This window comes from Vibrio parahaemolyticus (genome assembly GCF_900460535.1).
Classification (GTDB): domain Bacteria; phylum Pseudomonadota; class Gammaproteobacteria; order Enterobacterales; family Vibrionaceae; genus Vibrio; species Vibrio parahaemolyticus.
The window spans coordinates 2,102,457-2,122,613 of sequence record NZ_UHIL01000001.1 but is presented as its reverse complement, the minus strand read 5'-3'; the positions used below and the strand labels follow the sequence as shown (position 1 = coordinate 2,122,613).

Sequence of the window (20,157 nt, the reverse complement as noted above, 5' to 3'; positions counted from 1 at the left end):
CGAATCAGCGGCACATTATCTATCCTAAGATATTTACTAAGGATTGAGGTGAAAATGAAGTTGCCAACATGGGAAAAACTTCGTGCCAATTACCCTGCGTTACCAGCTAATGTGGTTTTTGAAAAAATTGGTGGTAAAGTAGGTTTGAACTACGAACTAGGTATATTTTCAAACGCTTGTGCTATTAGAGTTTCCAAAGCTCTTAATGGTAGCGGTGTAGAACACAAAATTCCTCGTTACAACGCGATTGGGCCGGAAGGAAAAATGAGTCTTCAAGTCTCTTCGGGACAAAATAAATTTTGGTATATTTTTCGAGTCAAAATTCTTATCAAATACCTATCAGAAAAATACTTTAGCCCTGAAGAGCTAACTCCCGAAGAGCACCTAGAGAAAATTAAAGGGCGTAAGGGCATTATTGTCTATCAAGTTGACGGATGGAGTGATGCGACAGGGCATGCTGACCTATGGGATGGGAATAAATGTGTATACCAAGGGTATGCATCAGTCACTCACAAAGTTCTGTTCTGGGAGTGCACATGATCAAGGTTATGACTTTCATACTTTTGCTGATGTCATTATCTGTAAAAGCTAATACTGGTCCCCAATCTAATATCGATGAACAATTAATACAATTCGCGAGAGCGAATTGTTTATATCAGTACTTTCAACATAAAAACTACGACTTAGGTGATATTAGAAATATCTCTGCAGGTATAGTGCAAATGAGTTCTATATCACCAGACACTTTCGTTGAAGTATCTAGGCTAGTAAAAAAATATGAGCCCGCAATTAATTATAAGAATGAGACGTCTCCTTTACTCGCGAAGTGTTTTACTTTGGAAAACGATCCTGTTTTTCTAGAAAATCTGAGCTTGTTGACTCAGGTTGAGTAAAGTTACATAACAAACTGTTTAAGAGTGATTCGCAACGCGTGGCATTTTTGCTATGCGTTGCGTTTAGTGGTTAAGATGGTATGCGGCGGCATCGGTATTGCGTTGCTCACACCTTAACAGGGCGTTAGTACGGGTTTGGCATTAAATGTCATAAGTTTTGGTGTGTATCTGTTTTGGCGCTCGCCTTTACACCTTTCAGTTAGTGCCTTTCACGTTCTTTCCGGTGGCACTATATACGGAGTGTTCGCTTTGATTTCACCGTTTACGGTTTCTAACTCTTAGCCTATTTCTTTGGAGCTTCTTCATTTTCGTGGTGGCTTTTGAGAGAACCTTGATTATTTTTGGTGTGGCTGTTGAAGTACGAGGAAAGAATCCTTTTCTAATTTGAAGCCAGTGAAAGTAGGGCTGTTCAGTGCGTTTTTCTTCTAGCCAACTTTCGTCTTTCATCTGGGGTAAAGTTTTGTAGCTGCCCGTCTCACTTCAGTGTTCAAAGCCTTTCATATCATGCCACTTTTCAATATCTTGGAGCGCATAAATAGAAGTAGCGCATGTACTAACAAATTGCTTAAGAGTGATTCGTAACGCGTGGCATTTTTACTTTGCGGTGGCTTATGTGATTAAGGCGCTGTGCGGTAGCTTTTGTATTGCGTTACTCACACCTTAGCAAGCCGTTAGCACTGGGTTGGAATCAAAGGGCAAAAGTCTTGATGTTTATTGGTCTCTTTTCCCAGATTTACACCTGATCAAATGTTCCTTTCACGTTCGCTCCGGTGGCACTAGATGTGAAGTTTTCGCTTTGAGTTTATCGTTTACGGTTTCTAACTTTCGGGCTATTTCTCTGGCGTGGTTTCTTTGGCGCTGAGAAATTTTCGGCAAAACAAGCGTTTCTTTGTTGCTGTTGTTCAAGTTCGAAGCTCGTATTCTTTGCTAATTTGAAAGCGTCGAAAAAGGGCAGTTAAGCATGTTTTTCTTCTAGCCAACTTACTTCTTGAAGTTTGTTTTTAGTTTGGCAGCTGTCCGTTTGGTTTTGGTGTTTTAAGCCATGAATTTCGTGCTATATTTCAATATTTTGGCGTGTACCAAAGGCTTAAAGGGCAGCGTGCTAACAAACAGTTCAAGAGGGATTCAGCACGCGTGGCATTTTTGGTATGCGTTGGTTTTTGTGTTGAAGTACCATGCAGTAACATCGGTATTGCGTGCTTCACCCCTTAACTGGGCGTTATGTGCTTGGAGGAAATATGCAATATATCGAAGTCAAAAGTAGCGAAATTCCACTAGATTTATTGCTTGAAGCTGATCCTTCTGAAGCTAGTATCGCTTCGTATTTACCTGGTTCATGGTGTTTTGCTGCATTTGACAACGGACGAGTTTTTGCTGCTTGTATAGTTAAAGCGCAGACCAACAGCCTTGCTGAGATATTTAATGTATCGGTATCTCCAGAGCTGCAAGGTCAGGGTATTGGTACTAAGTTACTAAAGCTTGTTCTATCTCAGCTACCAAGTAAAGGAATCAATCGTGTCGAGCTTGGTACGGGTACATTTGGTTATCAACTGACTTATTATCAGCGTTTAGGTTTTCGAGTAGACTCAATCATCAAAGATCATTTTTTGCTAAACTATCCGGAGCCAATCTATGAAAATGGTATTCAACACAAAGACATGCTGAGATTGTACGTAAATATTTAGTACGCACATAACAAGAAATTTAAGAGTGATTCACAACGCTCGGCGTTTTCACTTCAAGCAAGTTTAGTGTTTATGGCACAATGCTTTAGCTAAGGTGTTAGCGTTGTTCACACCTTAATTTGGCGTTATGTGACTCCCCAATAGTGACACAACTCAGAATACAATAATTAAAATAAGTCTATGCTTATATTTTGCAACAGAGACAGGTGGTTGGCGTATGGGAAATGTTATTTCAACACTTTTTAGTTGGGTCATTATGAGTATGTGGCTTCTATTGCCACTAGGTTGGGTCTACTGGCTTTGGGTTGCAGTAAAAATTGGCGGTTTTGCAATGTTTGCATTGGCGTTGTTCCCGATTACTTCACCAATAGCAGCGATTTTGGGCGGTTGGTCATTTTTATTCGGACTGCCTGATTGGGTGGTTAGTGTCTTCATATCGTAGTTTCGAACAGCATCACATAACAAAGCGTTCAAGAGGGACTTGGCACGCGTGGCATTTTCAATTTGCGTTGTGTTTAGTGGTTAAGGTGTTATACGGTCACTTTTGTATTGCGTGCCTGCGCCCCTTAACGCGGCGTTAGCTGTATTATGGAGTAAGCACGATGATTACAATTAGAAATTACAGCGTAGAAGATGCCAAAGCACTATGGGATATTCACTTTTATACAATTCGGAATATTAATATTCGTGACTATTCTCAAGCTCAAGTCGAAGCTTGGGCTCCAGAACGTCTAGAACCGTCAGTCTGGGAAAAACGGATGAAAGGGTTATCTCCATTTGTTGCTGAAATAGACGGTGTCATTGTTGGCTACACAGATTTGCAAGCTAGTGGGCTTATAGACCATTTCTTTTGTCACCATGAGTATCAAGGCAAAGGTGTAGGTAAAGCTCTAATGAATCATGTTTTTAAGGTTGGCAATTCACGCGGTATAAAACGTTATTTTTCTGAAGTCAGTATCACTGCTCGTCCATTTTACGAACACTTCGGTTTTAAAGTAGTTCAAGCCCAAGAAATGGAAGTCCGCGGTCAAAAACTAAGAAATTTTGTAATGGAAAAATACAGCTAACAAATTGTTCAAGAGGGATTCAGCACGCGTGGCATTTTTACTATGCGTTGGTTTTAGTGATTAAGGCGGTATGCGGTAGCATCGGTGTTGCGTGCTTCACCCCTTAACAAGGCGTTAGGTTTTTGGGGAGTAATTTGAATAATCTAATTCGAGATAATATGGCAACTATTGTTGCTGTTTTGATTACAGGTATAAGTCTAGGTGCTTTTTTTATACAGTTTCACTCAGGTCTCTCAAATGAGCAGAGTGACTGGGGAAGCTTTGGTAGTTATATTGGTGGAGTTCTTGGTCCTTTGTTTGCATTTTTGGCGTTTCGTGCTGGTCTAGAGAATTTAAAGTTTATTAAAAATCAACAAATTAGCTCTGAGACACTAATCGCTATTCGAGCTTATGAGAAAGATCTTAAAAGTTTGTATGAGATGGTTGTAACTTGTGATGACCCATGGCTTTGGACGCACGATATGGGAGGAGAGTATGCAGGGTTGAAAGAACTTCCATTGAGTACTCTTTTAAAAAGTGACTCACTAGACTGGGAACATCACTTGTCAGTACTTAAAGAGAGTCCCAAGTTACGACGCCAACCCGATGGTTCTTTGTTTCAAGATAATGAAATATGGTTACAAGCACTAAATGCGTCCAACGGGCTGTTTCGGTACATCGACTTATATCAGAAACAAGGCGGCGATCAGTCAATAATTGATTATTATACCAGTGCTTATGAGGTTCCTTACAATCGGCTTATACATAGTGAGATAGTAAAAACCTAACAAACAATTTAAGAGTGATTCAGCACGCTTGGCATTTTTGGCTTGAGTTTAGTTTAGTGTTTACGGTGGTCAAATTGGGTGTGGTAGTAGCGTGCTTCACACCTTAATTGGGCGTTATTTCCGCAACGGATCTCTCAGGCTGAATGTACGTGATTGTAGCCTAAGAGTGAAAGTGGCGGGGTAATAGGGTGGAAAAGCGGCGAAAAGGGCGAATATTGGTCATTTCCATGCTAGCCTTAAAGCGCTTTAAGCGCACCTTAATATGGCGCAGCAATTAAAGAGTGACGCTAAAGCGATTTAAGGTAGTGAGCTGCCAAATACTTCGGCTTCGATTTTTGCCTGCATACCGAAAATTTCTCGTCATATCAAAAGATTAGGCGTAAACATAGCCGACTTTAGTTGCGGAATAACAAGACGTTCAAGGCGATTCGAAACGCATTGGGGTTTTAGTGCCCAAATAGGCACGGATTTATCAGAGTTTATTTTAGGTTAGGGTGCATGTGCGTCTCTCACACCTTAACTGCGCGTTAGTTGCCAACGAGGAAAATGCAGCATAAACAGAATGTTTAGAGCTAAAGTCAGTGTGTTTTTGGTGGGGTTTCGTACTTCAATTTTGAATCGTTCGAGTTTGTGAAAATCGTTCTCAGGTTTCTTTTGTGGTTGGATTCTCTGTTTCAGAAACCGATTTACTTATTGAAAGTCAGCTTTGTAATATTGTCTTCTCAAAAGATCTTTTTGGTGTTGTTAGTCCGCTTTCTACGGCGCTATCTGTTCCAAGTGGTTTCAGTGACAGGCGCTTTGGATCTGCGCCTGATTTTAGTTTTTCAACGTACGTAAAGTTAGTGTTGGCAAAGCGGCAATCAACTTCAAATCAAAGCTTTAAGTTTGGCAACTAACAAAGCATTCAAGAGGGATTCACAACGCTTGGCAGTTTTGGTTTGAATTAGCTTTAGTGTTTACGGCACAATGGTTTAAGTTAGGTGGTTAGCGTTGCTCACCCCTTAATGCGGCGTTAGTTGCCAACGAGAAAATCACAGCTAAAACAGAGTGTTTAGGTCTAATCGTTCGTGTGCTTTGCTCGATTCTGCACTTCGAACTTCGGGATCTTGGCTCGCGGAAATGAGTTTCGATCTTTTCCTAGCTTGGTTTGCTGTTTCAGAATCCGATTTACTTGTTGAAAGTCAGCTTTGTGGCACTGTTTCTCCAAAAGGTCTTTTTGGTGTTGTCAGTTAGTTTTCTACGGCGTTGCGTGTTCCAAGTGGTTTCAGTGACAGGCGCTTTGAAACTGCGCCTGAACTGAGTTTTTCAAAGCACGTAACAACAGTGTAGGCAAAGCGGTAATAAACTCCAAACCTAAGCCTTGGGTATGGCGACTAACAAAGCATTCAAGAGGGATTCACAACGCTTGGCAGTTTTAGTTTGAATCGGCTTTAGTGTTTACGGCACAATGGTTTAGTTTGGGTGGAATGCGTTGTTCACCCCTTAATGCGGCGTTAGTTGCCAACGAGAAAATCGCAGCTAAAACAGAGTGTTTAGGTCTAATCGTTCGTGTGCTTTGCTTGATTCTGCACTTCGAACTTCGGGATCTTGGTTCGCGGAAATTGAGCTTCGATCTTTTCCTAGTTTGGTTTGCCGTTTCAGAAGCAGATTTACTTGTTGAAAGTCAGCTTTGTGGCACTGTTTCTCCAAAAGGTCTTTTTGGTGTTGTCAGTTCGTTTTCTACGGCGTTGCGTGTTCCAAGTGGTTTCAGTGACAGGCGCTTTAAAACTGCGCCTGATTTGAGTTTTTCAAAGCACATAAAACTAGTGTTGGCAAAACGGCAATCGACTTCAAATCAAAGCTTTAGGTTTGGCAACTAACAAAGCATTCAAGAGGGATTCACAACGCTTGGCAGTTTTGGTTTGCAGTGGTTTTGGGTGTTTACGGCACAATGGTTTAGTTAGGTGGTGACGTTGTTCACCCCTTAATGCGGCGTTAGCACTGGGTTGGCATCAAAGGCTAAAAGTTTCTGTTTTTATTGGTTTCTTTTCCTCGCTTTACACCTAATTAAATGTGCCTTTCAGGTTCGCTCCGGTGGCACTAGATGTGAAGTTTTCTCTGTGAGTTTATCGTTTACGGTTTCTAACTTTCGGGCTATTTCTCTGGCGTGGTTTCTTTGGTGCTGACAAATTTTCGGCAAAACAAGCGTTTCTTTGTCGCTGTTGTTCAAGTTCGAAGCCCGTATTCTTTGTTAATTTGAAAGTGGTGAAAAAGGGCAGGTAAGCATGTTTTTCTTCTAGCCAACTTACGTCTTGAAGTGTGTTTTTAGTTTGGCAGCTGTCCGTTTGGTTTTAGTGTTTTAAATCATAAATTTCGTTCAATATTTCAACATCTTGGCGTGTGCCAAAGGCTTTAAGGGCAGCGTGCTAACAAACAATTCAAGAGGGATTCGTAACGCGTGGTATTTTTACTATGCGTTAATTTTGGTGATTAAGGTGGTTTGCGGTAGCATCGGTGTTGCGTTACTCACCCCTTAATTGGGCGTTAGGCAGCCTTACAAAGATAGGGAGAGGTTTACCCCTCCCTCTAAAATAACTATGCCCCTAGCATAGCTTGCCAAGAGTAATATGAGCTTATCGCACCAAAGGCGACAGTTAACAAGCTTTTAAAGAAGAACCTTTTGTAGAATCGGTCGTAGCCCTTTTTAGCCATTATATTGTTATCTATTAAAGTTGAAATAGATAATGCTAGCACGACTAAAGCCCAAATGATGGTGCCCGCAGCACCTAGTATATCGTTGAAGATTACAGCCCCTCGATAGATGACTAAACCTGCGTAGAAAAGAGCCAGTAACAGTCCAAATGCTGTCAGTGCATCTACCCAGTGTGACCTCTTCGCATTGCTTTGGTTGGGAATTGATAAGTCGATGCCTTTGAAAAGGGTGGATTTATAAGTGTTGCATATTTTCTTAAAGATATTTTCTGATTTTTTCATTATGTTTATATGTGGAATGAATAGACGAGTAGAGATGATTATTTCATATAGTTGTCTGCCTAACAAACTGTTTAAGAGTGATTCGCAACACGTGGCATTTTTACTATGCGTTGGTTTTAGTGTTTAAGGTGGTATGCGGAAGCATCGGTATTGCGTTGCTCACACCTTAACAGGGCGTTAGGACTCTTGAACTAGCTTCAATTACAAATGCGTGTAAAATTGCATCCCAAGAATAGTAATGATCAGGAAATGAGTTAAAGAATGAATAACTATGGTATACCAATCACCGTGTCAACCAATGGACTGGAAGTTATTTCTTCAGGCATCGTTCATCTGACAACCCCTGAACTAACTTTCAAAATTGATAATTTAACTCTCAAATTTGAATTTAAAGAGGATGACAAGGGTGGGAGATATGAAGGTAAGGTAGAAGACAACATACTTAAAATGACTCTATTCAACTTCAAAAATTCACTGGGAGAGGGGAATCCTGACCCAATCCCTATCGCTTCGGTAAAAGGGAAGCAGCTTTATATTACTTACTACGTGAACAGTTTCAACGGTGGAGAAATGAGGGAGTTTCACTATACATTTATGCTTGGAGCAATTAATGGCTGATGAACAAAGTAAGATTACCTTTCAACCTAGTATTGATACTAATCAAAAAGAAAAGGTTAAAGCTACAGAACGTCACCTCGTAGGTAAAATAGCACAGCATATTGGTACTGGTCAGAATGCAAAAGACTCTTTCATTTGGATGACAATTACTTGGAGCTTTTGTATTGCGTCAGGAATTAGTGTTGCGTTTTTCTTAGTTGACTTGTGTTCTGATGGCAATAGCTCAGATACCATGGATAGTATTAAAAATACATGGGCTATTTTTACGCCAATTATTACTCTTGCTCTTGGTTATGCTTTTGGTAAAGGGCAATAAAAAAGAGCCCTAACAAACTGTTTAAGAGTGATTCGCAACGCGTGGCATTTTTGCTATGCGTTGCGTTTAGTGCTTAAGGTGGTATGCGGAAGCATCGGTATTGCGTTGCTCACACCTTAACAGGGCGTTATATTAATTGGAGATATTCGAAAAATTGAGTCAATGCATAGAATGTAAAAGTGAGTTGAAAGCTGGTGCGAAAAAGTGTGCCCAATGCGGGGCGGTGCAAAATTGGAGGAGATACGTCAGCCCAGTGGTAATAACCGCAGGTTTTATTCTTACTTGGCTTTCCATATGGACAGCACCGCCAATTAAAGAACTTTTTGTTGAATATAAAGCTGAAATGAAAATTTCAATTTTGGAAGGAGATCATACTCAACTCACTTTCATGTTGTCCAATGTTGGTAATAGCCCGGCTGCATTATCTAGGATTAATATTTACAATGTTGAACAGTCAGGTATTAGCACCACAGCGTATCTACAAAGCAAGTTAGACAATCAATTGCTGAACCCAAATGAAGCTCATGTTGTTACTGCTTCTAATAGGTCAGCTATACCTTCAGCAATTCCTCATGAAATTATCGCTGCATATACTGAAAGGTATGGAGTTATCGAAAAAAACTGTCATCTAATACTAGAATACGTGCAACTAAATGGAACCAAAGAGCATTTATATTTCCCGTTTGCTTGCTATCCAACTAGGCAAGTAAGAGATAACAGTACTTTGTTGAACGAAAATTAATATAACAAAGCATTTAAGAGTGATTCCCAACGCTTGGCATTTTTCATTCAATCGTTGGGTTTTGTGTTTACGGTGGTAAGGTTAAGTTTCGTGGTAGCGTTGCTCACACCTTAATGCGGCGTTATGTGGCTGGAGAAAAATGAAGTTTAAAGCACCAATTTTCTTTTTAATTGCACCACCAGTCCTTTTCGGACTGATTTGGGCATATGAAGCTTTTGAAACTGGTCAAACGATCAACCAAATTTTCATGTTGCGTACCGATAATAACAGCCTGCTGGTATGGATAGGGAAAATGTCCATAGCAGGTTTTCTTAATAGCTTTGCTTTAGAGAATTTTTACCCTAACTATCAAAATAAAAGTGTGTCGGTTCAGAGGCTTATTAACATTATAGGTTTTGCACTTTTTTTAGCCGTAGTTAGCACAATAATTTGGGTACTATTTCCAGGCGTGCAGCTATAAAGCCACATAACAAATTGTTCAAGAGTGATTCGGCACGCGTGGCATTTTTACTATGCGTTAGGTTTAGTGGGTAAGGTGGTATACGGGCGCATCGGTATTGCGTGCCTCACACCTTAACAAGGCGTTAGTTGCCAACGAGAAAAACGCAGCTAAAACAAAATATTTAGGGCTAAGGTCCGTATGTTTTTGGCTCGGTTTTCGTATTTCAACTTCTAGTTATTTGGGTTTGTAAAATCGTGCGTTGGTTTCTTTTGTGGTTGGACTCTATATTTCAGAAACCGGTTTATATGTTGAAAGTTAGCTCTGTAACATTGTTTGTCCAAAGGCGCTTTTTGGTGTTGTTAATCCGTTTTCTACGGCGCTTTGTGTCCCAAGTGGTTTCAGTGACAGGCGCTTTGAAACTACGCCTGATTTGAGTTTTTCAAAATACGTAAAGCAAGTGTTGGCAAAACGGCAATCGACTTCAAATCAAAGCTTTAGGTCTGGCAACTAACAAGGCATTCAAGAGGGATTCACAACGCTTGGCAGTTTTGGTTTGAATCAGCTTTAGTGTTTACGGCACAATGGTTTAGTCTGGGTGGAATGCGTTGTTCACCCCTTAATGCGGCGTTAGTTGCCAACGAGAAAAACGCAGCTAAAACAAAATATTTAGGGCTAAGGTCCGTGTGTTTTTGGCTCAGTTTTCGTATTTCAATTTCTAGTTATTTAGGTTTGTAAAATTGTGCGTTGGTTTCTTTTGTGGTTGTATTCTCTATTTCAGAAACCGATTTATATGTTGAAAGTTAGCTCTGTAACATTGTTTATCCAAAGGCGCTTTTTGGTGTTGTTGGCGCGTTTTCTACGGCGTTGTATATTCCAAGTGGTTTCAGTGACAGGCGCTTTGAAACTGCGCCTGATTTGAGTTTTCCAAAATACGCAAAGACAGTGTTGGCAAAGCGGCAATTAACATCAAATCAAAGCAAAGCTTTAGGTTTGGCAACTAACAAAGCATTCAAGAGGGATTCACAACGCTTGGCAGTTTTGGTTTGAATTGGCTTTAGTGTTTACGGCACAATGGTTTAGGTTAGGTGGTGGCGTTGTTCACCCCTTAATGCGGCGTTATGTGAAAATTCTCCTGAAGCCGTTGTTAGCTCTAAGTAAAGGTATTAGATAGTGAAAGATATAATGCTCAAATTAGCGTACTTCACGCAGCATATAACTTTGAATAAAAATGATTACGAATACATAGGGGAAGACGAGCTTAGCGTTGTCTTTCGCTACAATAATAGTGTCCTTTGCCGCCCCTATATTTATTTTCGACCAGTAAATATTAGTAGTGCTTTGAACGAACATGAATTTACAGAGGCTATATTCGAATGCTATGAGGGGAATGTTGAAATTGTCTCTCAAACTTTTACCGAGTTTGAAGACAGATTTCAGATAGTTACACGCTATGGTATGGTTCTTGGCGATACTAATGGTGAGTTTTCGGGGTGTGAGTTTACTTATAGGCAAGATAACGACAACATTTTTAAGTACCAAGTCGAAAACTCCATAGCGCCTGAAGATGAATGTTGCACACCTTTGAACCCTCTAAAACTCTCAGTAAATGGAACGTTAGAGTGTGAGGTTGTGGAAGAGCCTTTAGTAGGTTCTTTTCTCTGCCCAAATTAATTTTCACATAACAAACTGCTCAAGAGGGATTCGCAACGCGTGGCATTTTTACTATGCGTTGAATTTCGTGATTAAGGTGTTATGCAGCGGCTTTGGTATTGCGTTGCTCACCCCTTAGCAGGGCGTTATGCGGGCAAACGTTAATCATAAAAAAGGACTTTAGACGTGAAATTAGAAGATGTTGTTCCTTGGGGGCGAACGCTCAAAGAATATGAGCTAATGTTTAACATACTTGAAGAAGATAAAGAGAAAAGAATCCTTGGATGCGGTGATGGTCCTGCAAGTTTTAATGCAGAATTGACCCAAAGTGGGCGCTATGTAGTTTCAATTGACCCTATTTATCAGTTTTCTAAAGAGCAAATAAGCCGTAGGATCGATGAAGTCCGCCCGATAATAATGCAGCAGCTAACGAAAAATTTGGATGGTTATGTCTGGGATGTAATAGGTTCTCCGCAGGCGTTAGAGAACACTAGAATGATGGCAATGAACCACTTTTTAGCCGATTATGAAGATGGTAAAAATTCGCAAAGGTACGTTAGTGGCTCACTGCCTCAACTTCCATTTGACGACAAAGAATTTGATCTAGCATTGTGTTCTCACTTTTTGTTTCTTTATGACGAGCATGTATCTGAACGAGAGCATATTCAAGCTATTACCGAGCTTGTTCGCGTATCACACGAGGTTAGGATATACCCTTTGATTTCGTTAAATGGTAAACCCTCAAGTTATTTATCTGGGGTGGTTAGGCATTTAGAGAGTCTTGGTATTTCTGTAAGCCTAAAAAGTGTTGAATATGAGTTTCAAAAAGGCGCAACCCAGATGCTTGTGGTAAAAGCCGCATAACAAAGCGTTTAAGGCAGATTCGCAACGCGTGGCATTCTAAGTTCAAATTGGCTTTAGTGTTTACGGGGCAATCGTTTAGGTTAGGTGGTATCGTTGCTCACTACTTAACGCGGCGTTATAACTTGTCTGTCCAATCATGATTATTGGGGTGAACCATGTACTCTTACAAAATGTCTAACATGGTTAGATATTCAAATATTGAGGCTCCGATGAAATTTCTCCGTAAGTATAAAATAAGCGTTCTTTTCTGTATCAGCGGTATTTTGTGTTTAATTGCTTATAACACCATCGGTTCATACGTAGATGAGAATGGCTTCTTAGTTGAGCCATTTGGGTTCATTCCTTTATTTTGGCTTTTTCAGCTACTGGCGTTAGTGGCTTTGGTTGTTACCTTCGTTAAACATAGAAAGGTTCAGTAAACGGGTTAGTTAAGCCACAAGCGCACTAAGAAGCTTCGTTATAACAAAGCATTTAAGAGTGATTCCCAACGCTTGGCATTTTTTATTCCATCGTTGGGTTTTGTGTTTACGGTACAATGGTTTAGTCTTGGTGGTTGCGTTGCTCACACCTTAATGCGGCGTTAGCTTAAATCATTAACAAGGATGTGTAATGAGAAACAAAAAATGGATATTTGTAGCAATTATACTCATTGGTGGACCTTCACTATTGCCATTTAGCTTGGAAGTGATCTCTCTAATTGAGTTATTTGGCTTTTTGGGCTTATGGACAATTTATTCATCCTACGCAGAATATTTGGTTAATCATCCTCGATTCAAACGAGGTTGTCGTTTAGCTACTAGTTGGGATTTTCAACCTCAAATGCTGTTTTCTCCAAGTGAGCTAAAAGCATGCCCCCAGTTAGTTTTTCATATGTTCCCAGTTCAAAGCATAATGGTTTGGACACTAAATATTCTGTTTTGGGGTGGCGTGGTTTGGTGCTACATAATTTAAGCTAACAAACTGCTCAAGAGGGATTCGCAACGCGTGGCATTTTTACTATGCGTTGATTTTAGTGATAAAAGTGGTGTGCGGAAGCATCGGTATTTGCGTTGCTCACCCCTTAGCAGGGCGTTAGCCATCAAGGAGGAAACCTAGTTGTATCAGTTACGATATTGGAATTTACTGAAAGAACTTAAAGCGCAAATTGCATACCTTCACGGGTACGCGGCAAAGGATGAATGGACAGATAAAGCTTTGAGTATATTCATGGCTATTGCGTCATCAGCAAGTATTGCTACCTGGGCTCTTTGGAAAGAGCATCAAATGGTATGGGCTTGCATAATTGCTTTGTCACAGGTGATCACTGCAATTAAACCATTTTTGCCGTATCGAAAACGCTTAAAAGCAGTGTCTGAGCTAAATAATCAAGTTCAAGCTATCTTCCTAGAAGCTGAGACTATTTGGTACAAAGTATCAGAGGGCTTGTTAACTGAAGAAGAAATTCATGAAGAAACAGTTCGTTTAAAAGGTCGTATCTTATCGGCTGAAAGGGCAAGTTTGAATGGTATTGTTTTACCGCGAAAGAACAAACTAAAAGCAGCCGCTGAAAATGCAGCAGATGAATATTTCACTGAAAACTATCTTGGAGCGTAAACATGTCAGATAAACCTCAAGGTAAAGGTCGAGTCATTGTACCAAATACAGGACGTAATCTACCTAATATGAAAGTTGGAACACCAATGCCCCCTGTAAAACCGCCCAAGTCATCCGGAGGTGGTAAGAAAGATGGCTAACAAACTGTTTAAGAGTGATTCGCAACGCGTGGCATTTTTGCTATGCGTTGCGTTTAGTGTTTAAGGTGGTATGCGGGGGCTTCGGTATTGCGTTGCTCACACCTTAACAGGGCGTTAGTTGCCAACGAGGAAAATCGCGGCTAAAACAGAGTGTTTAGGTCTAATCGTTCGTGTGCTTTGCTCGATTCTGCACTTCGAACTTCGGAATCTTGGTTCGCGGAAATTGAGCTTCGTTCTTTTCCTAGTTTGGTTTGCCGTTTCAGAAGTCGATTTACTTGTTGAAAGTCAGCTCGGTGACATTGTCTGTCTAAAAGAGCTTTTTGGTGTTGTTGGTTCGTTTTCTGCGGCGCTTTGAGTTCCAAGTGGTTTCAGTGACAGGCGCTTTGAAGCTGCGCCTGATTTGAGTCTATCAATACACATAAAGCTAGTGTTGGCAAAACGGCAATCAACTTCAAATCAAAGCTTTAGGTTTGGCAACTAACAAAGCATTCAAGAGGGATTCACAACGCTTGGCAGTTTTGGTTTGAATCAGTTTTAGTGTTTACGGCACAATGGTTTAGGTTGGTCGGTGGCGTTGTTCACCCCTTAATGCGGCGTTAGCTTACAGAGAGTAATCTGATATTTATTAAAAGGAAGAAGAAATGATACCTATCATTATTGGTGCTGCGGCTTTAGTCGCTGCAGCTTACGGTGGCAAGAAGTATTACGATTATACTGAAGAAGAAAAGGAAAAAGCAGAAGCAGAAGAGGTACGAAAGCAAGCTCAAGAAAAAGCTGATGAGGCTCGACGTCACCAAGAAGCTTTAAGCAGGGCTAACTTGTTTATTAAAAGTTTTGAGAGTCAGTGGGATGAGAGGCTTAGTGACTTAGTGGTGATTGATTCAAATATTTGGATGAACTATGACTATGATGACCTATTTAATTCATTAGAGTCATATTTAAGTAAATCGAACAATGTAATCAAAATCCCACAGGTGCAGTTTGATGAGATTGTGAATTTGAAAAACCTGCCTTACGGTAATGTTAAGAGCAAGTTGGCAAGGTGTGCTCTCAGCCGAATTGAAAGGTTACAAAACTCTAATGTCATCAAAATCATTCCGTTAGGATTTGACGCTGAAAAAGAAGCTTATGCTGACCCAGAGATTATAAAATTACTAATAAAAGCAACTGATGAGTACAATAACTTACTATTGATCACAGATGATCGTGAGTTGAGAATTCGTGCAAACCAACTAGTTTCTGATGCTAATCAAAATACACAATTTAAGTCTATTGACGGATTGGCTGTCCAAAAAGAATTCAAAGAATACAACGACAAGGTTAAGTTTGTAAGCTAACAATCTGTTTAAGAGTGATTCGCAACGCGTGGCATTTTTGCTGTGCGTTGCGTTTAGTGTTTAAGGTGGTATGCTGTGGCATCGGTATTGCGTTGCTCACACCTTAACAGGGCGTTATGTGCTTATGAGGAAAATCGACATGGAAGTGGTTGAGGCCAATCCTGATTTGGCTCCAATATCAGTGAGTTATGCGAAAGAATGCTTAGATTCGGGTATCCCAAAATATTCGGGTGTAGAGCAAAATCCAACAGCTTATTTGTCAGGTTTGATCGAACGTTCTAAGGCAACTTCCGAGTTACCAAACGGATATTTACCCAGCACAACTTACTACTGTGTATCGAACTCTGAAATTTTAGGCGCAATCCGAGTTCGCAAAGGTACTAATGCCAACGTAGAAAATGTCATTGGTCATGTCGGCTACGAAACTAGACCGTCAGCTCCTGGTAAGGGTGTAGCCTCATTTCTGCTTGCTTGGGTGCGAGATCACGTTGTCTCTGACTCAGTCATTGTTACTTGCTCAATTGACAATCCCGCATCTCAAAAGGTCATCGAAAACTGTGGTGGTGAATATCTCGGTAACTACACAGATGACAGTGAGGGTACGGTAAGGCGTTACCGTCTAGCACGCACATAACAAAGCGTTTAAGAGGGATTCTCAACGCTTGGCAGTTTTGGTTTAAAGTTTAGCTTTTGTGTTTATGGCACAATAGTTTAAGTTGAGTGGCATTGCGTTGTTCACCCCTTAACGCGGCGTTAACTGGCGCAGAAAATACGAAAGCACATTGATACTGTTTCTAGGTCCAGAGGTCTAGCGTGTTCGGTTGGTTTCCTTAATTTAGCTAATGCGACTAATTTAAATTTGGTACTTAAGTTTACTGATGTGAAAGGCGGCACAAAGCCTTCTAATAATATAAGGCATTCGCGATTAGTTCGGCGAACTTACATCGCCGAAGTATGGTGTTGTGAGACACATTTCAAACTAAAGATAAACTGTAATCTTTTGGTTAAACACATATTTGAGTTAGCTTTACTAATCATTAATTAGTGAAACCAGCTTTGGCTACAGTGGCTGTAAGCTCGGCGAAAACTGAAGGGCGCTCAGTTAACAAACTGTTCAAGAGGGATTCGCAACGCGTGGCATTTTTACTATGCGTTGATTTTAGTGTTTAAGGTGGTTTGCGGCGGCTTCGGTATTGCGTTGCTCACCCCTTAACAGGGCGTTATGTGCTTGGAGGAAAAATGGAATATTTTCAGTACTATGGAATCGACTGGGTTGCAATGGTACTTACGTTTCTTGCAATTTGGCAAATTGGAAATAAGAACAAAATCGGTTTCATTTTAATGATGTGCGGTAACACTAGTTGGGTAGCAGTTGGTTATCTTACTGGCAGTGTGGCAATGATAATTGCAAATATCATCTTTTTCTCAATGAACCTTAGAGCAATCATCAAATGGTCGACGCCAGAGAAAGAGCCTAAAGTTAGTGTTGCTGAGCAGTCATCTACAAGCTAGAAGTTCGCACATAACAAACTGTTCAAGAGGGATTCGCAACGCGTGGCATTTTCACAATGCGTTGGTTTTCGTGTTTAAGGTGGTCTGCGGCGGCTTTGGTATTGCGTTGCTCACCCCTTAACAGAGCGTTAGGCATAGAGTGGAAAATGAAACTACAGCAGATAAATAAGAAACAGCTGAATCAATTGATTACTGGAACAACAGGGAAAGAAATTGAGTTTTGTAATGGTTCTATTCCACCTAATCATGTACTCAATCGTTCATTGCAACAAGCTCAAAAGGCTGGGGCTGAAATATGGTCACTGCCTTATATGATGTTATTTCAAGATAATGTTGTTGGCTTTTGTGGCTTTAAATATGAGCCCAAAGCTGGTGAGGTGGAAATTGGATACAATGTTGCACCTAAGCAACAAGGTCGTGGGTTGGCAAAGTCTGCAGTTAACCAACTTTGCGATTTAGCGTTTGGAACAGGTGTGGTTGAAAACGTAGTTGCTTTGATTTCTTCAATCAATGTAGCTTCACTTAATGTTGTAAAAGCTAACAATTTCGTTTTTACAGGCATTGTCGTTGATGATGACAACGAAGAACTGGAAAAATGGGTGCTAAACAAAGCGTCCTATGCCTAACAAAGCGTTCAAGAGGGACAGTCAACGCTTGGCGAGTTTGGCTCAAATCTTGGCATCTGTGTTTACGGTGGTAAATTGAAGTTTGTGGTAGCGCGTTGCTGCCCCTTAACGCGGCGTTAGGTGCTTGAAGGAAAAGGTAAGTATGGAAATTACTTTTCGGCAGATAAACATTGATGATTTCGAATTATGCGTTGCTGCAAGAAAAGATGCATACTTTTGTAGTTTTGGGCATTACGATGGTTTCGATGACTTCATCAGTGGTTATCGTGAACGAGTATTAGACCGGTTAGCAACATCAGGATGGTTCTATATCCATATATTTGTGGATGGTCAGTTTGCAGGGCAGTTAGAGTTTCGTAGCTTTTCACCCGAGCCGGGGACTGGCTATGTACATCTCATTTACTTAAAGCCGAATTTTCGTGGTTCAGGACTCGCTGCAAAATTGCAGGATTATATTGTAAGCACTTTGAGTAAAGCGGGTTGTTTGCGTGCTGTACTTTCAGTAAGCCGAACTAACCATCGAGCTCTTACATTCTATAAGCGTCATGGTTGGGAGTTCGTGCGCAAGAATCCCAAGCACGATGAAACAGACTTTTACCAACTTTGGCTACGCACCTAACAAACTGTTCAAGAGGGATTCGCAACGCGTGGCATTTTCACTATGCGTTGATTTTAGTGATTAAGGTGGTTTGCGGCGGCTTCGGTATTGCGTTGCTCACCCCTTAACAGAGCGTTAGGCAAACTCCCTCAATAGTAACTATATTCGCTTGAACATACTTACTCATCGATATTCTCATCCAGTTTTTTACTAAAGTTTCTTATCATGGATAAGTAATGCTCTTCGTTAATTGTTTCGTTATTCCCGCCTTTAAAAACCTTTTCGGAGTCTGAAGAAGCAAGTTCCTTTTTAAACTTTGAAATGTCATTTTGTAAGTGTTCAATTTTTTCTTCAAATTCAGATATTCTACTTCTTTCTACTTTTAGTTCCGATAATAGTTTTTCTGTGTCATTTTTCAAATTTTCCAGTTCAGATATCTCATCTAGAACGGACTTTTCTTTTTCACTTAGATTTTTCAAAGTTGTAGACGCGGACTTGGTTTCACTTTCTAAGCTATCAATTAAGCTTTTGGCTTTTTCTAAGTAATGATTTTTTGTATCGTCAACACCTTTAATAACATCTGATTTTGCTTCTTGCACGCCTTTTACTACTTCAGCCCGGGCATGTGTACCAGCGTTTACATAGGAAAAATACCCTGAAATAACAGATAGTAGGCTTATTATGCCGATAAAGCCCAACCCAAAGTCACGCATGTCGTCTAATCGAGTGTTATTTGCATCCAATGCTGTTTTTAGTTCAAGTATTTCTTTTTCTTTTTCAGTGAGCGCAGTTTTATAAGCGATTAATTCTGCTTTTGTCGCTCCTAATGCATCAACATTCTCAATTCGGCTATGAATTCTAACAAGGTCATTCATTAGCCAAGTAGGTAGGTCTTCTGGAAGGTTGTATTTTTTAATAGCTTCTTCCTGGGTAATTTCTATGTAATTTATTTTTAAACTACTTCTATCTACAAAGTCACTAGATGCATATTGTGCGTTTGAATAATTAGTTAAAAACAAACAAACCAAAACTAAATATTTTAAATGATTCATGTGTATATACTACTTTTTTATATTAGCCTTAGTTATGTCAAATCTCCCTGAAAGATAGTTGCCACTAATATCATTAATATCTATGCTCCCTTCTGCCATTCTATCGACAAGTTTCGTCATATTACTACCACAATCTTCCTTCTCAGCAATCCAAATAGCATCTTTAGGAAGTATATCCATAAGTAATACTTGGTGGGTGGTAAATATTAATTGGGCATTATTAGAGTTGAATTTAAGAAATAGCTCTAGTAATTTATTAACAATTTGAGGGTGAAGGTGAGATTCAAGCTCATCAATAACTAGCACTCCACCAACAGCACTAACGAATAAAACTAGAGGTAAAATCCCATATAATCGTTTGATTGCACTTGACTCCTGGTCTAAAGACACAGCAAATTCTTGATTGCCACTTTTATGGTAGAAGACAGGATAAAATTGTTCTCTATCTTTAAATTCTCGTTTATTTAGTTCGATTCTCTTTAAAGATGGGTCAAATTGCGTCAGTAGCTTTTCTGTCAAGCCAAATGAAAATTTATCTTTAGCTAGACGTCTCGAAATATTGTAGACACTTGTGTTGTCAATATTAAATGAATTATGGTAAACGTTTGACTCGATACAATAAAAGAATTTCGAAACAGAGTTTATATAATTGTATTCACCGTCCAAGTTTCGCTCAGCATGCCTAATAGCAGATAGATCTCTAGGCACCGGCATCTCTATCGACTTATGGTTAGTATCGACAAGGTTTATTTTTGTTCCTTCTCTCTTCATTACCAACTTATCTTCAACCCACAAAGACTCAGATACCGATGAGCTTGAATCGACTACTAGTTTGTAGTTGAACAGTTGTTCATCCTCGAAGAATTCGACTTCAAATTTGGTTGGGTCACTATTAAACAGAAACGTCTTGATAGAATCGATAGTGTTATTGGAACTTCTCCCACCACAAAACCCTCTAAGAAAGTTCAGACTTTTTAGAAAGTTAGTTTTTCCTGATGCATTTTTTCCAAATATTGCTGTTACTGGTGCCACATTGCCAAATTTAGTTTTCTGAAAGTTAGCTCCATCTTTGGATGTAAAGTCCAATTCAACTTTGTTTTTGAAACTGTGGAAGTTTTCGACTGAAATCTTTAGTAGCATTATGAATTCAACTCAATTCACTTGTGGTGCCCTACAACCAGGGCGCACGTGTGTTGTCAATGTAAGGGAAGTTTACAATAACACAGCTCAAGTGAACATTGATATCATTGCTAAACAACCAAAATTGGTTGAATCTAGATAG

26 protein-coding genes are annotated in these 20,157 nt (G+C 40.0%); 23 read left to right on the top strand and 3 right to left on the bottom strand.

Going from position 1 to position 20,157, the window contains the following annotated elements:
• The first annotated feature begins 54 nt into the window (after positions 1 to 54).
• The 7 genes from DYB02_RS10800 (at position 55) to DYB02_RS25710 (ending at position 6,271) form a co-directional block, all read left to right on the top strand.
• Positions 55 to 540, top strand: coding sequence for a type VI secretion system amidase effector protein Tae4 (locus DYB02_RS10800; RefSeq protein WP_025611557.1), 486 nt, complete (start codon positions 55 to 57; stop codon positions 538 to 540).
• Between the two features lie 1,591 nt (positions 541 to 2,131).
• Entirely contained in the window at positions 2,132 to 2,578 is a 447-nt protein-coding gene (locus DYB02_RS10770) for a GNAT family N-acetyltransferase (protein ID WP_047022980.1), read from the top strand.
• A gap of 256 nt (positions 2,579 to 2,834) precedes the next feature.
• Positions 2,835 to 3,020: a hypothetical protein gene (locus tag DYB02_RS10765; RefSeq protein WP_011080267.1), complete on the top strand. Its 186-nt coding sequence runs from the start codon at positions 2,835 to 2,837 to the stop codon at positions 3,018 to 3,020.
• Positions 3,021 to 3,180: 160 nt separating this feature from the next.
• Positions 3,181 to 3,645, top strand: coding sequence for a GNAT family N-acetyltransferase (locus DYB02_RS10755; protein ID WP_029862693.1), 465 nt, complete (start codon positions 3,181 to 3,183; stop codon positions 3,643 to 3,645).
• A gap of 158 nt (positions 3,646 to 3,803) precedes the next feature.
• A complete protein-coding gene (locus tag DYB02_RS10745; RefSeq protein ID WP_047022979.1) occupies positions 3,804 to 4,412 on the top strand; it encodes a hypothetical protein in 609 nt (202 codons plus the stop codon).
• Between the two features lie 656 nt (positions 4,413 to 5,068).
• A complete protein-coding gene (locus tag DYB02_RS25715) occupies positions 5,069 to 5,308 on the top strand; it encodes a hypothetical protein (protein ID WP_077345976.1) in 240 nt (79 codons plus the stop codon).
• 537 nt (positions 5,309 to 5,845) lie between these two features.
• A complete protein-coding gene (locus DYB02_RS25710) occupies positions 5,846 to 6,271 on the top strand; it encodes a hypothetical protein (RefSeq protein ID WP_162276216.1) in 426 nt (141 codons plus the stop codon).
• 715 nt (positions 6,272 to 6,986) lie between these two features.
• On the opposite strand, the gene DYB02_RS10720 is transcribed toward DYB02_RS25710, so the two are convergent.
• Positions 6,987 to 7,385, bottom strand: a complete 399-nt coding sequence (locus DYB02_RS10720) for a hypothetical protein (RefSeq protein WP_029862783.1) — start codon at positions 7,383 to 7,385, stop codon at positions 6,987 to 6,989.
• A gap of 261 nt (positions 7,386 to 7,646) precedes the next feature.
• On the opposite strand from DYB02_RS10720, the gene DYB02_RS10710 reads away from it, so the two are divergent.
• From DYB02_RS10710 to DYB02_RS10590, 16 genes are all read left to right on the top strand, one after another.
• Entirely contained in the window at positions 7,647 to 8,003 is a 357-nt protein-coding gene (locus DYB02_RS10710) for a DUF6864 domain-containing function (RefSeq protein WP_029862745.1), read from the top strand.
• A complete protein-coding gene (locus tag DYB02_RS10705; RefSeq protein ID WP_029862746.1) occupies positions 7,996 to 8,319 on the top strand; it encodes a hypothetical protein in 324 nt (107 codons plus the stop codon). Before DYB02_RS10710 ends, DYB02_RS10705 begins: the two co-directional genes overlap by 8 nt.
• A gap of 253 nt (positions 8,320 to 8,572) precedes the next feature.
• Positions 8,573 to 9,061, top strand: a complete 489-nt coding sequence (locus DYB02_RS10695) for a hypothetical protein (protein WP_031822897.1) — start codon at positions 8,573 to 8,575, stop codon at positions 9,059 to 9,061.
• 139 nt (positions 9,062 to 9,200) lie between these two features.
• Entirely contained in the window at positions 9,201 to 9,521 is a 321-nt protein-coding gene (locus DYB02_RS10690) for a hypothetical protein (RefSeq protein WP_025628418.1), read from the top strand.
• Between the two features lie 1,152 nt (positions 9,522 to 10,673).
• Positions 10,674 to 11,174 (top strand): hypothetical protein, encoded by a 501-nt coding sequence (locus tag DYB02_RS10675; RefSeq protein ID WP_225868804.1) that lies wholly within the window; start codon positions 10,674 to 10,676, stop codon positions 11,172 to 11,174.
• Positions 11,175 to 11,339: 165 nt separating this feature from the next.
• A complete protein-coding gene (locus DYB02_RS10665) occupies positions 11,340 to 12,017 on the top strand; it encodes a class I SAM-dependent methyltransferase (protein WP_025527241.1) in 678 nt (225 codons plus the stop codon).
• A 209-nt stretch (positions 12,018 to 12,226) separates the two neighbouring features.
• Positions 12,227 to 12,436 carry a DUF3955 domain-containing protein gene (locus DYB02_RS10660; protein WP_025506672.1) on the top strand — a complete coding sequence of 70 codons (210 nt, stop codon included), beginning with the start codon at positions 12,227 to 12,229 and terminating at the stop codon, positions 12,434 to 12,436.
• A gap of 190 nt (positions 12,437 to 12,626) precedes the next feature.
• Positions 12,627 to 12,968 carry a hypothetical protein gene (locus DYB02_RS10650; RefSeq protein WP_021822451.1) on the top strand — a complete coding sequence of 114 codons (342 nt, stop codon included), beginning with the start codon at positions 12,627 to 12,629 and terminating at the stop codon, positions 12,966 to 12,968.
• 144 nt (positions 12,969 to 13,112) lie between these two features.
• Positions 13,113 to 13,610 (top strand): hypothetical protein, encoded by a 498-nt coding sequence (locus DYB02_RS10640; RefSeq protein ID WP_049874847.1) that lies wholly within the window; start codon positions 13,113 to 13,115, stop codon positions 13,608 to 13,610.
• A gap of 2 nt (positions 13,611 to 13,612) precedes the next feature.
• Complete coding sequence (locus DYB02_RS25700) at positions 13,613 to 13,750, top strand: hypothetical protein (protein WP_154216439.1); 138 nt, start codon at positions 13,613 to 13,615, stop codon at positions 13,748 to 13,750.
• Between the two features lie 223 nt (positions 13,751 to 13,973).
• Positions 13,974 to 14,105, top strand: coding sequence for a hypothetical protein (locus DYB02_RS25915; RefSeq protein WP_256595181.1), 132 nt, complete (start codon positions 13,974 to 13,976; stop codon positions 14,103 to 14,105).
• Between the two features lie 286 nt (positions 14,106 to 14,391).
• Positions 14,392 to 15,087, top strand: a complete 696-nt coding sequence (locus tag DYB02_RS10625) for a PIN domain-containing protein (protein WP_029807000.1) — start codon at positions 14,392 to 14,394, stop codon at positions 15,085 to 15,087.
• Between the two features lie 139 nt (positions 15,088 to 15,226).
• The gene (locus DYB02_RS10615; RefSeq protein ID WP_029807001.1) at positions 15,227 to 15,721 is read left to right on the top strand and encodes a GNAT family N-acetyltransferase; all 495 of its coding nucleotides are present in this window, start codon (positions 15,227 to 15,229) and stop codon (positions 15,719 to 15,721) included.
• 605 nt (positions 15,722 to 16,326) lie between these two features.
• On the top strand, positions 16,327 to 16,599 hold the full coding sequence (locus tag DYB02_RS10605; RefSeq protein ID WP_005462157.1) for a nicotinamide mononucleotide transporter: 273 nt from the start codon (positions 16,327 to 16,329) through the stop codon (positions 16,597 to 16,599).
• A 146-nt stretch (positions 16,600 to 16,745) separates the two neighbouring features.
• Positions 16,746 to 17,225 carry a GNAT family N-acetyltransferase gene (locus tag DYB02_RS10595; protein WP_025523520.1) on the top strand — a complete coding sequence of 160 codons (480 nt, stop codon included), beginning with the start codon at positions 16,746 to 16,748 and terminating at the stop codon, positions 17,223 to 17,225.
• Positions 17,226 to 17,367: 142 nt separating this feature from the next.
• Positions 17,368 to 17,844 carry a GNAT family N-acetyltransferase gene (locus DYB02_RS10590; RefSeq protein ID WP_025536975.1) on the top strand — a complete coding sequence of 159 codons (477 nt, stop codon included), beginning with the start codon at positions 17,368 to 17,370 and terminating at the stop codon, positions 17,842 to 17,844.
• A 158-nt stretch (positions 17,845 to 18,002) separates the two neighbouring features.
• On the opposite strand, the gene DYB02_RS10580 is transcribed toward DYB02_RS10590, so the two are convergent.
• Positions 18,003 to 18,875 carry a hypothetical protein gene (locus DYB02_RS10580; protein WP_029806891.1) on the bottom strand — a complete coding sequence of 291 codons (873 nt, stop codon included), beginning with the start codon at positions 18,873 to 18,875 and terminating at the stop codon, positions 18,003 to 18,005.
• A 9-nt stretch (positions 18,876 to 18,884) separates the two neighbouring features.
• A complete protein-coding gene (locus DYB02_RS10575) occupies positions 18,885 to 20,015 on the bottom strand; it encodes an AAA family ATPase (protein WP_005500272.1) in 1,131 nt (376 codons plus the stop codon).
• Between the last annotated feature and the right edge of the window lie 142 nt (positions 20,016 to 20,157).

What these genes read in the sequence shown, in the direction of transcription:
- DYB02_RS10650 (WP_021822451.1), top strand. Translation starts at nt 12,627, where the DNA reads ATGAGAAACAAAAAATGGATATTTGTAGCAATTATACTCATTGGTGGA.
- DYB02_RS10770 (WP_047022980.1), top strand. Translation starts at nt 2,132, where the DNA reads ATGCAATATATCGAAGTCAAAAGTAGCGAAATTCCACTAGATTTATTG.
- DYB02_RS10745 (WP_047022979.1), top strand. Translation starts at nt 3,804, where the DNA reads ATGGCAACTATTGTTGCTGTTTTGATTACAGGTATAAGTCTAGGTGCT.
- DYB02_RS10615 (WP_029807001.1), top strand. Translation starts at nt 15,227, where the DNA reads ATGGAAGTGGTTGAGGCCAATCCTGATTTGGCTCCAATATCAGTGAGT.
- DYB02_RS10625 (WP_029807000.1), top strand. Translation starts at nt 14,392, where the DNA reads ATGATACCTATCATTATTGGTGCTGCGGCTTTAGTCGCTGCAGCTTAC.
- DYB02_RS10800 (WP_025611557.1), top strand. Translation starts at nt 55, where the DNA reads ATGAAGTTGCCAACATGGGAAAAACTTCGTGCCAATTACCCTGCGTTA.
- DYB02_RS10590 (WP_025536975.1), top strand. Translation starts at nt 17,368, where the DNA reads ATGGAAATTACTTTTCGGCAGATAAACATTGATGATTTCGAATTATGC.
- DYB02_RS10765 (WP_011080267.1), top strand. Translation starts at nt 2,835, where the DNA reads ATGAGTATGTGGCTTCTATTGCCACTAGGTTGGGTCTACTGGCTTTGG.
- DYB02_RS25700 (WP_154216439.1), top strand. Translation starts at nt 13,613, where the DNA reads ATGTCAGATAAACCTCAAGGTAAAGGTCGAGTCATTGTACCAAATACA.
- DYB02_RS10705 (WP_029862746.1), top strand. Translation starts at nt 7,996, where the DNA reads ATGGCTGATGAACAAAGTAAGATTACCTTTCAACCTAGTATTGATACT.
- DYB02_RS10605 (WP_005462157.1), top strand. Translation starts at nt 16,327, where the DNA reads ATGGAATATTTTCAGTACTATGGAATCGACTGGGTTGCAATGGTACTT.
- DYB02_RS10690 (WP_025628418.1), top strand. Translation starts at nt 9,201, where the DNA reads ATGAAGTTTAAAGCACCAATTTTCTTTTTAATTGCACCACCAGTCCTT.
- DYB02_RS10580 (WP_029806891.1), bottom strand. Translation starts at nt 18,875, where the DNA reads ATGAATCATTTAAAATATTTAGTTTTGGTTTGTTTGTTTTTAACTAAT.
- DYB02_RS10660 (WP_025506672.1), top strand. Translation starts at nt 12,227, where the DNA reads ATGAAATTTCTCCGTAAGTATAAAATAAGCGTTCTTTTCTGTATCAGC.
- DYB02_RS10755 (WP_029862693.1), top strand. Translation starts at nt 3,181, where the DNA reads ATGATTACAATTAGAAATTACAGCGTAGAAGATGCCAAAGCACTATGG.
- DYB02_RS10595 (WP_025523520.1), top strand. Translation starts at nt 16,746, where the DNA reads ATGAAACTACAGCAGATAAATAAGAAACAGCTGAATCAATTGATTACT.
- DYB02_RS10710 (WP_029862745.1), top strand. Translation starts at nt 7,647, where the DNA reads ATGAATAACTATGGTATACCAATCACCGTGTCAACCAATGGACTGGAA.
- DYB02_RS10720 (WP_029862783.1), bottom strand. Translation starts at nt 7,385, where the DNA reads ATGAAAAAATCAGAAAATATCTTTAAGAAAATATGCAACACTTATAAA.
- DYB02_RS10575 (WP_005500272.1), bottom strand. Translation starts at nt 20,015, where the DNA reads ATGCTACTAAAGATTTCAGTCGAAAACTTCCACAGTTTCAAAAACAAA.